A 9,360-nucleotide genomic window follows, 5' to 3' on the forward strand; every position below is an offset into this window, starting at 1 on the left:
ATTCATGGGGTGACCGCCGAATCGTTGCGTCGCACCCCGGCCGAGCTGGGCCTGCCGGACGCGCCTGTCGAAGCGCGTCCGGCCGACCCGGCGGTCCACCACGTGCGGGCGAAGCTCGACCGCGAGATCCGCGCGCTGCTGGCGCACGAGCCCGGCACGCGCTCGGGCGTGGATCCGGAGGACCTGCACCAGATGCGGGTGGCGCTGCGGCGCATGCGCAGTGTCCTGAAGCTCTCCGGCAGCCTGGTCGGTGCCGGCGCCGAGCCGGTGCGCGCGGAGCTCGGCTGGCTCGGCCAGTCCCTCGGTGAGGTGCGCGACTACGACGTGCTGATCGAGCACCTGCGCGAGGTCATCGCGGACTTCGAGGTCCGCGACCAGGCCCCCGGCCGCCGCCTGGTGTCCCGGTTCGTCAGCGAGCGAGCCAACGCGAAGCGGCGCCTGACGCGGGCGCTGTCGAGCGCCCGGTATTCGACGTTGCTGCGCGAGGTGAGCCTGCTGACGCGGGCGGAGTTCGCCCCGCCTGCCGACCGGCCGCACGACCTGATCGCGGGCCTGGCGAAGCCGCACCGGAAGCTGGCCAAGGCGGTCCGCGCGCTGCCGGCGGACCCTCCGGACGACGACCTGCACGCGCTGCGCATCCACGGCAAGAAGCTGCGGTACGCGGCGGAGCTGGCCCAGACGTCGGCGAAGAAGAAGCAGGCGGCCGGGATCAAGCAACTGCTCAAGGCGACGAAGGACTTCCAGACCGTGCTCGGCGATCACCAGGACGCGGTGATCGCGGCCGACCGGATGCGCACGATCCTGGAGTCGGTGGACGGCCCGATGGGGTTCGTGGCCGGCCGCATCGCCGAGCGCGAGCTGGGCCGCCGCGCCGAGGCCCGCGCGGTCTGGCGGAAGTCGTGGGAAGCGGTCGACGCCGCCGCCAAGGCCCTCCACGCCTGAGCTCCCCGACGTCTTGCCTGACGTATTCCGGCCAGCCGACGCCGGGAATGCGTCAGTCACCGCGTTCCGGCCGGCTCGTCAGGACATCGACCACACGTAGCCGTCGGGCCGGACGAGCACCCGGCGGCCGCCTTCCGCCTCGTAGGCCGCGTACGCGTGGCCGCCCTCGTCGACCAGGTCCGATCCCGTCGCCACGCTCCCCGCCGGCAAGATCCGGTAGCCGGGAGTCGTCCCTTCCCCGAAGAGCAGTTCCGTCGCGTGCGGGCCGCGGAACAGCTCGAACAGCCGCACCCGCTTGCCGTTCGCGTCCACCAGCGGCGCGTCCGGCGCCCGGTCCCCCGGCCGCAGCTGCCCCGTCCCGTCCGGCGACAGCGGCCCACCGCGGTAGCTGATGTCCAGCTGCTGCGTGTCCTCCCCGCGCCGGTGGGCGTCCTCGTCGCCGTCGACGTACTTCTGCAGCAGGCCCGCCGAGACCCCCAGCACCCGGGCCGCGACCGTGCGCCGCTCGATCTCGTAGCTGTCCAGCAGCTCCGGTGCGCCGTCCGCGAGCTTCCAGCCCAGGTTGTAGCCGTCCTGGACGCCGGTGTTCAGGCCCTGCCCGCCCGTCGGCGGGTGGACGTGCGCCGCGTCGCCGGCCAGGAACACGCGGCCGTCGCGGAAGCGCGCCGCCAGCCGGATGTTCGGCCGCCACACCGTCGACCAGGCCAGGTCGGACAGCTTGACCCGGCCGCCGCTCAACGCGTCGAGCCGGGACTGGACCGCGGGCAACGCCGTCTCGACGTCGGTTTCGCCGTCGCCGAGCGCCGCGCCGAACTGGAAGTGCGGCGTCCCCGGCAGCGGGCTGAACATCATGCCGCGCATCGGCTCGTCCGGCGTCGCGAACCAGTGGCCGTAGTTCCGGTCGAGGCCTTCCGCCCGGACGTCGCCGAGCAGCATCCGGATCGACTCGTCGGTGGTGCCCTCGAAGGCGATCCCCAGCGCCTTGCGCACGAAGCTCTTGCCGCCGTCGGCGCCGACCAGGTACTCCGCGCGCACCGTCTCGCCCGTGCCCAGGGTCGCCGTGACGCCGTCGCCGTCCTGCTCGAAGCCGGTCAGCGCGGTGTTCAGCTCGACCCGCACGCCGAACTCGGCCAGCCGGTCGCGCAGGATGCCCTCGGTCTGCGACTGGCCCAGGAACCAGCCGGTCGGGTACGGCCGCGACGGCGTCGGCTCGACCGGGTCGAACATCATCCGCTCGCCCACCACCTCGCCGCCGAGGTGGATCTTCATCGGCACCGGGGCCATGCCCGCCGCCAGCACCGCGTCGAGCACGCCCAGGTCCTCGAACACCTCCAGCGTGCGCGGCTGCATCCCGTCGCCGCGCGAGCCGACGAAGTGTTCCGGAGCCTTGTCGATGATCCGCACGGCGACGTCGCGCCGCGCCAGCTCGATGGCCAGCGTCAGCCCGGTCGGTCCCGCTCCCGCGATCAGCACCCGAGTGTCCATGTCACCCTCCCAGTGAATCTCAATTCAGTGAATCTAGATTCAGAATGGCGCTGATAGCGTCCCGTGTCAAGGGAGGTGGCGATGACGGCGACGAGCCGCAAGGAGAAAGCCGCGGAGACCGAGGCCGCGCTCAAGGCCGCGGCCAAGCGCGTCTTCGCCCGGAAGGGCTACCTGAACACGAAGATCACCGACATCACCGCCGAGGCGGGCCGGGCCGCGGGGTCGTTCTACAACCACTTCGCGGGCAAGGAAGAGCTCCTGGAAGCGCTCATGGCCGACATCGCGGCGTCCGGCGACGAGAGCGCCGACAGCGAGGACCACCTGGCCGACTTCAGCGACCCGGCGGCCGTGCGCTGGCACGTCAAGCAGTACTGGGACTTCTACCGGGACAACGCGGCGACCATGCTGGCCCTGCGCCAGGCGGCGATGGTCAGCGAGTCGTTCGCGCGCACGGTGGCCCGGTTCGGCGCCTCCCAGGCCGCCGACCTCGACGACCACCTGGCGCACATCACCCGCGCCGGACTGCGGCTGCCGGCGGCCCCGGACCACTGCGGCATGCTGATCTACCACCTGGTCGACTCGTTCGCGGCGACGTGGCTGCACGGCGCGGCCCCGGACGGCACCCCGCCGACCGACGAAGAAGCCGTCGAGATGCTCACCCGGTTCGTCTACCGGGGCCTCACCGGCCGCGACTACTGACCGGGCGCCGCCCAGTGGTCGACGACTTCGGCGTGCCGCAGCCCGCCGGATTCACCGATGTGCCGAAACCAGGCGGCGCACTCGGGCACCGTGTCGATCAGCCGGGCCGCCTCCTCGGCTTCGGCCCGGCTGCGCCACAGCACGATGTCGAGCCAGCCGCCGTCGTCTTCCCGGGTCAGGTAGGCGGCGAGGCAGGCGGGGAACCGCCGGCGCATCGCCTCGACCATCGCCGGGCGCTCCGCCAGCAGCTGCGCCACCGCGCCGTCATCGACCTTGAAGCGGGCCATTTCGATCGTCATGGTCATGCCCGGCACGGTAGCCGGGGGCACCGACAGTTCCGGACGGCTCAGCCCGCGGTCAGCCGCTCCACGGCGGCGTCGACGCGCTCGTCCGTCGCGGTCAGGGCGACCCGGACGTGCCTGCCGCCCTTCGGGCCGTAGAACGTGCCGGGGGCGACCAGGATCCCGCGGTCGGCCAGCCACCGGACGGTCGCCGACGCATCCTCGTCGCGAGTGACCCAGAGGTAGAGCCCCGCTTCGGAGTGGTCGATGCGGAAACCGTTGTCCAGCAACGCCTTCCGCAGCACGAGCCGGCGGCGGGCGTAGCGCTCGCGCTGCACCTCCAGCGCCTCGTCGTCGGTCAGGGCGGCGACCATCGCCTCCTGGACCGGGCGCGGCACGATCATGCCCGCGTGCTTGCGGACTTCCAGGAGCTGCTTGATCAGCCGCGGGTCACCGGTCAGGAACCCGGCGCGGTAGCTGGCCAGGTTCGCCGACTTCGACAGCGAGTGCACCGCGATCAGGCCGTCGGCCCGGCCGCCGCTGACGTCCGGGTGCAGGATCGACAGCGGGTCGGACTCCCAGCCGAGCGCCAGGTAGCACTCGTCGGAGACCACCACGACGTCGCGCTCGCGCGCCCACTCGACGACCTTGCGCAGGTGCTCGGCCGGCAGCACCTGGCCGGTCGGGTTGGACGGCGAGTTCAGCCAGATCATCGCCGGCTTCTGCGGGCCGAGCGCGACCGTGCTGTCGGCACGCAGGATCGACGCGCCCGCCAGCAGCGCGCCGACCTCGTACGTCGGGTAGGCCAGCTCCGGGATGACGACGAGGTCACCGGGGCCGAAGCCGAGCAGCCGCGGCAGCCAGGCCACGGCCTCCTTGGACCCGATCGTCGGCAGCACGGCGTCCGGCTCGATGCCGTCGACGCCGTGGCGCCGGGAAAGCGCTCCGCGCGCGGCTTCCCGCAGCGCCGGGATGCCGTGGGTGGTCGGGTACCCGGGGATCTCCGAGACCGACGCGAGCGCCTCGCGGATGCCGTCCGGGACCGGGTCGACCGGCGTGCCGATGGAGAGGTCGACGACCCCACCGGGATGCGCCTGGGCCGTGGCCTTGACCTCGGCGAGCGAATCCCAGGGGAAGTCGGGCAGCGCGATCCGGTTCATTCGCCCTGCGGGGGCAGCGCCTTGATGAAGGCCGGGTCGTGCGCGGTCTTGCCCACCTTGGACGCGCCACCGGGCGAGCCCAGCTCGTCGAAGAAGTCGACGTTCGCCTTGGTGTAGTCCGACCAGTTGTCCGGGACGTCGTCCTCGTAGTAGATCGCCTCGACCGGGCAGACCGGCTCGCAGGCGCCGCAGTCGACGCACTCGTCCGGGTGGATGTACAGCATCCGCTCGCCCTCGTAGATGCAGTCCACGGGGCACTCGTCGATACACGCCTTGTCGAGCACGTCGACGCAGGGCTCGGCGATCACGTAGGTCACTGCGCACTCCTGCTTATCTCTGCAAAGAAAGTCTCTGCAAACAGCCAGTCGGTGCCGACACTACGCGGCGTCGGCACCCGTTCGGTTGGTGAGGCAAGCCTTAGCCATACCCCGGGTATGGCGCTCACCTCGGCCGGCGGCGCGGGGGCGGGGTCGCCCGGGCGTCACCGGTGATGACGAAGCGCGGCTTGGGCGCTTCCTCTGTGTCACTTTCGGGCTTCTTCTCCCCCACGGCTCGGTTGAACCCTTCGGCGATCTCGTCGACCAGCTTCTCGTTGTGCCGCTCGTCCTTGCGCTGGATACCCACGGTCACCTCCTGCCGAAATCCGCTCCCGCGACTTTCACCGCCTCCGTCACAATCTAGCGGTGAACGCCGCCGAGAAGCTCGAAATCACGTGCAGCAAAGCATGGCCGCCCCTGGTGGAGGATCCCCTGGGTGAGTGGCGCCTGCGCTGGGCGGACGGCTTCACCGGGCGCGCCAACAGCGCGCTGGCCGTGGGCGACGCCGTTCGCCCGCTCGGCGAGGCCCTGCGCGCGGTGTGTGATTTCGCCCACGATCGGGGGATCGCCCCCATGGTGCAGGTGGTCCGCGACAGCCCGAACGAACGCGCCATCGCCGCGGCCGGGTGGCGGCCGGCCACCGGGCACGGCGCCGGCCACGAGGTCGTCGTCCTCACCGCGCCCCTGGAGCCCGCACCCGCGGTCCCCGGCGTCACGGTGGGCGACGAGGCCCCGCCCGGCTGGTGGGAGCTCACGCTGCGCGCGGACGAGGACTCCCCCGCCGCGCGGCAGGTCATGACCGGCGGGAAAGTCGGCTACGGCGTCGCGGTGGCCGACGGCAGCACCGCCGGTGCCGTCCGCGCCGCCCTGGTCGACGGCTGGCTGCACGTCGGGCGGCTGGCGGTGCACCCCGCCTTCCGCCGCCGCGGGCTGGCGTCGGCGCTGATGGGCGCGGTGCGGACGTGGGGCGTGGAACACGGGGCGGACCGCACGGTGTTGCAGGTCGCGGAGGGGAATTCGGGCGCGCTCGCGCTCTACGCGGGGCTCGGCTACGCCCCGCACCACAGATACCGGTACTGGGTGCCCGCACCCGGCTCGTGCGAGGATTCGACGTCGTGAAGATCGTGGTAGTGGTCGGCGGAGTGGGCGGGGCCCGCTTCCTGCTGGGTGTCAAGGCAGCGCTGGGCATGGCACCGGAAGGTGCTTCGGAGTCTGAGCACGAGGTGACGGCGCTGGTGAACACCGGCGACGACGTCTGGATGCACGGGCTGCGGATCTGTCCCGACCTGGACACCTGCATGTACACCCTGGGCGGCGGGATCGACCCCGAGCGCGGCTGGGGGCACTCGGGCGAGACCTGGGTGGTCAAGGAGGAGCTGGCGGCCTACGGCGCCGATCCGGACTGGTTCGGGCTCGGCGACAAGGACATCGCCACCCACCTGATCCGGTCGCGGATGCTGCGCGCGGGCTACCCCCTTTCGGCGGTGACCGAGGCCCTGTGCGACCGCTGGCAGCCCGGCGTCCGGCTGCTGCCGATGTCCGACGACCGCGTCGAGACGCACGTCGTGATCGACGACCCGGAGCAGGACGGGCAGCAGAAGGCGATCCACTTCCAGGAGTGGTGGGTGCGCTACCGCGCCGAGCCGAAGGCGCACTCGATCGTGCCGGTCGGGGCCGAGGAGGCCAAGCCCGCGCCGGGTGTCCTGGAGGCAATTTCCGGGGCGGACGCGGTGCTGTTCGCGCCGTCGAACCCGGTCGTGTCGGTGGGCACCGTGCTGGGCGTGCCGGGCGTGCGGGACGCGCTGCGCAAGACGTCGGCCGGCGTGGTCGGGGTGTCGCCGATCATCGGCGGCAAGGCGCTGCGCGGGATGGCCGACGCGTGCCTGAGCGCGATCGGCGTCGAGACGTCCGCGGAGGCCGTCGGCCGCCACTACGGCGCGCGCAAGGACGGCGGCGTCCTCGACGGCTGGCTGATCGCGGAAGGCGAGACGGCCGACGTGCCGGGCGTGACCGTCCGCGACGTCCCGCTGCTGATGTCCGATGTGGACGCGACCGCGGCGATGGCCCGCGCCGCCCTCGACCTGGCTGGAGCCCCCGTTGACTGACCACGCTTCCCCCAAGCTGGAGATCCTGCCCGTCACCGGGCTGCCGGAGTTCCGCCCGGGCGCCGACCTGACCGGCGCGATCGTGGCCGCCGCGCCGTGGCTGCGCTCCGGCGACGTCCTGGTCGTGACCAGCAAGATCGTCTCGAAGGCCGAGGGCAGGCTCGTGCGCGTGCCGTCGGACCCGGAAGCCCGCGACGCCGAACGCCGGAAGCTCGTCGAGCAGGAGGCCGTGCGGATCGTCGCGCGGATCGCGCGCACCGTGATCACCCAGAACCACCTGGGGATCGTGCAGGCCGCGTCCGGCATCGACGCGTCCAATGTGGCCGGTGACGAGGTCGCGCTGCTGCCCGCCGACCCGGACGCTTCGGCGCTGGCGCTGCGCAACGGGCTGCGGGAGCGGCTCGGCGTCGAGGTCGCCGTCGTCGTCACCGACACGATGGGCCGGGCCTGGCGGGTCGGGCAGACCGACGCCGCGATCGGCTCTTCGGGGCTGCGCGTGCTGCACGCCTACCGCGGCCAGGTCGACGGGCAGGGCAACGAGCTGGCCGTCACCGAGGTCGCCGTCGCCGACGAGCTCGCCGCGGCCGCCGACCTGGTCAAGGGCAAGCTGGGCGGGACGCCGGTCGCGGTGGTCCGCGGGCTCGACATCTTCGACGACGGCTCGACCGCGCGGGACCTGGTCCGCCCGCTGGAGGAGGACCTCTTCCGGCTGGGTGCCAACGAAGCCGTCGCGCAGGGCAGGCGGGAAGCCGTCCCGGCCCGGCGTTCGGTGCGGCAGTTCGCGGACGAGCCGGTCTCCCCGACCTCGATCCGGCGGGCGGTGGGTTCCGCGCTGACCGCTCCCGCGCCGCACCACACGCACCCGGTGCGGTTCATCTGGCTGCGCGAGGCCGGCGTCCGGAAGAAGCTGCTCGACGCGATGCGCGAGTCGTGGCAGGCCGACCTGACCGGCGACGGCTTCACGCCGGAGCAGATCGCGAAGCGGCTCAGCCGGGGCGACATCCTGTACCGGGCCCCCGAGGTCGTCATCCCGTTCCTGGTGCCGGACGGCGCGCACACCTACCGCGACGACCGCCGCAACGACTGCGAGAAGACGATGTTCACCGTGGCCGGCGGTGCCGCGGTCCAGGGCCTGCTGGTCGCGCTGGCGGCCGAGGGCCTGGGCTCGTGCTGGATCGGCTCGACGATCTTCGCCGCGGACACCGTCCGGGACGTCCTGGGCCTCGACGGGTCCTGGCAGCCGCTGGGCGCGGTCGCCATCGGCGTGCCGCTCACCGAGCCGGACCCGCGTGGCCCGGCCCTGGCCGGGGAAGGACTGCTGGAGCTGTGAGCCTGCACGCGGACGCCGTCGCGACGCTTTCGTCGTGGCGGCCTGCGGTCGCGTCCCAGGAGTCGCTGCGGCAGGCGTTCCTCGGCTTCCTGGCCGCGCGTGAGGATTCGTGTCAGCGGTCGTGCGCGGCCGGGCACCTGACGGCGTCGGCGGTGGTCCTGGACCACACCGGCACGCAGGTGCTGCTGACGCTGCACCCGCGGGTCGGCCGCTGGCTGCAGCTCGGCGGCCACTGCGAGCCGTCGGACGCGACACTGGCGGGGGCGGCGCTGCGGGAGGCCACCGAGGAGTCGGGGATGGCCGGGCTGCGCATCTCGCCGGAGCCGGTGCACCTGGACGTCCACCCGATCACCTGCTCGCTCGGGGTGCCGACCCGGCACTTCGACGTCCGGTTCGCGGTGCACGCCCCGCCGGGCGCTTCGCCGGTGCGCAGCGACGAGTCCGACGACCTGCGCTGGTGGCCGGCGGCCGGGCTGCCGGCCGGGTCGGAAGATCTCGCCGATCTGGTGAAAGCGGCCGTTCCTGTCGGTACCGGGCGATAACCTGGTCCGCGGACAGGGAGGGACCACATGGCTACACAGTTCCCGGAGCGGGTGCACTACCACTCCGGCGGTGGCGGCGACACCGGCGTGTTCGGGTACATCGTGCTCGGGCTGATCGTCCTGGGCATCATCGTGTTCGTCATCGCGGTGATCGTCCGGGTGTCGAAGATGCGCCGCGAAGAGGCGATGAAGAAGAGCGGGCAGTTCCCGCCGAACCCGGGTTTCCCGCCGCAGCAAGGCTTTGCGCAGCCGGGATTTCCCGCGCCGTCGGGTTCCCCGCAGGGTTTCGCGCCCGCGGGTTCGCCGCCGTCGCAGGGTTTCGCGCAGCCGGGTTCACCGGGGTTCGCGCAGCCGGGCTTCGCGCCGGGGTATCCGCCTTCGCAGCCTTCGCCGCCTTCGCCGCAGCAGGGGTTCCCGCACGACCGCAGGCCGCCCCGACGACAGCGTCGCGACGCCGTCCGCGTGCAGGCTCACAGCTCCAGCACTCCTTCCCCGGCCA

12 protein-coding genes are annotated in these 9,360 nt (G+C 72.7%); 7 read left to right on the plus strand and 5 right to left on the minus strand.

Features of this window, described 5'->3' with window-relative positions:
- Positions 1–9 precede the first annotated feature (9 nt).
- Positions 10–942 carry a CHAD domain-containing protein gene (locus CCN39_RS31575; RefSeq protein ID WP_086848198.1) on the plus strand — a complete coding sequence of 311 codons (933 nt, stop codon included), beginning with the start codon at positions 10–12 and terminating at the stop codon, positions 940–942.
- A gap of 78 nt (positions 943–1,020) precedes the next feature.
- On the opposite strand, the gene CCN39_RS31580 is transcribed toward CCN39_RS31575, so the two are convergent.
- Positions 1,021–2,427: an FAD-dependent monooxygenase gene (locus CCN39_RS31580; RefSeq protein WP_086848200.1), complete on the minus strand. Its 1,407-nt coding sequence runs from the start codon at positions 2,425–2,427 to the stop codon at positions 1,021–1,023.
- Between the two features lie 81 nt (positions 2,428–2,508).
- Here CCN39_RS31580 and CCN39_RS31585 point away from each other — a divergent pair, with 81 nt between their 5' ends.
- Positions 2,509–3,126: a TetR/AcrR family transcriptional regulator gene (locus CCN39_RS31585; RefSeq protein WP_086848202.1), complete on the plus strand. Its 618-nt coding sequence runs from the start codon at positions 2,509–2,511 to the stop codon at positions 3,124–3,126.
- On the opposite strand, the gene CCN39_RS31590 is transcribed toward CCN39_RS31585, so the two are convergent.
- The 4 genes from CCN39_RS31590 to CCN39_RS31605 all read right to left on the minus strand — a co-directional run bounded on the left by CCN39_RS31590 (position 3,120) and on the right by CCN39_RS31605 (position 5,191).
- Positions 3,120–3,431 carry an antibiotic biosynthesis monooxygenase gene (locus CCN39_RS31590; protein WP_086848204.1) on the minus strand — a complete coding sequence of 104 codons (312 nt, stop codon included), beginning with the start codon at positions 3,429–3,431 and terminating at the stop codon, positions 3,120–3,122. The two genes, CCN39_RS31585 and CCN39_RS31590, sit on opposite strands and share 7 nt — an antisense overlap.
- A 41-nt stretch (positions 3,432–3,472) precedes the next feature.
- Entirely contained in the window at positions 3,473–4,567 is a 1,095-nt protein-coding gene (gene dapC, locus CCN39_RS31595) for a succinyldiaminopimelate transaminase (RefSeq protein ID WP_086848206.1), read from the minus strand.
- Positions 4,564–4,884 carry a ferredoxin gene (fdxA, locus tag CCN39_RS31600; RefSeq protein WP_003083029.1) on the minus strand — a complete coding sequence of 107 codons (321 nt, stop codon included), beginning with the start codon at positions 4,882–4,884 and terminating at the stop codon, positions 4,564–4,566. Before fdxA ends, dapC begins: the two co-directional genes overlap by 4 nt.
- A 124-nt stretch (positions 4,885–5,008) precedes the next feature.
- Positions 5,009–5,191 (minus strand): hypothetical protein, encoded by a 183-nt coding sequence (locus tag CCN39_RS31605; RefSeq protein WP_086848208.1) that lies wholly within the window; start codon positions 5,189–5,191, stop codon positions 5,009–5,011.
- Between the two features lie 59 nt (positions 5,192–5,250).
- Between CCN39_RS31605 and CCN39_RS31610 the strand changes: the two genes are divergently transcribed.
- From CCN39_RS31610 to CCN39_RS31630, 5 genes are all read left to right on the plus strand, one after another.
- A complete protein-coding gene (locus CCN39_RS31610; RefSeq protein WP_086848210.1) occupies positions 5,251–6,003 on the plus strand; it encodes a GNAT family N-acetyltransferase in 753 nt (250 codons plus the stop codon).
- The gene (gene cofD, locus CCN39_RS31615) at positions 6,000–6,989 is read left to right on the plus strand and encodes a 2-phospho-L-lactate transferase (RefSeq protein ID WP_086848225.1); all 990 of its coding nucleotides are present in this window, start codon (positions 6,000–6,002) and stop codon (positions 6,987–6,989) included. The genes CCN39_RS31610 and cofD overlap by 4 nt, the downstream gene beginning before the upstream one ends.
- On the plus strand, positions 6,925–8,319 hold the full coding sequence (locus tag CCN39_RS31620; protein WP_086848212.1) for a coenzyme F420-0:L-glutamate ligase: 1,395 nt from the start codon (positions 6,925–6,927) through the stop codon (positions 8,317–8,319). Before cofD ends, CCN39_RS31620 begins: the two co-directional genes overlap by 65 nt.
- On the plus strand, positions 8,316–8,861 hold the full coding sequence (locus CCN39_RS31625; protein WP_086848214.1) for an NUDIX hydrolase: 546 nt from the start codon (positions 8,316–8,318) through the stop codon (positions 8,859–8,861). Before CCN39_RS31620 ends, CCN39_RS31625 begins: the two co-directional genes overlap by 4 nt.
- A gap of 27 nt (positions 8,862–8,888) precedes the next feature.
- Positions 8,889–9,360 (plus strand): hypothetical protein (locus CCN39_RS31630; protein WP_244211080.1); only part of this gene is annotated, 472 nt, incomplete at its 3' end.

It is taken from the genome of Amycolatopsis kentuckyensis (assembly GCF_002155975.1).
GTDB classification, from domain to species: Bacteria; Actinomycetota; Actinomycetes; order Mycobacteriales; family Pseudonocardiaceae; genus Amycolatopsis; species Amycolatopsis kentuckyensis.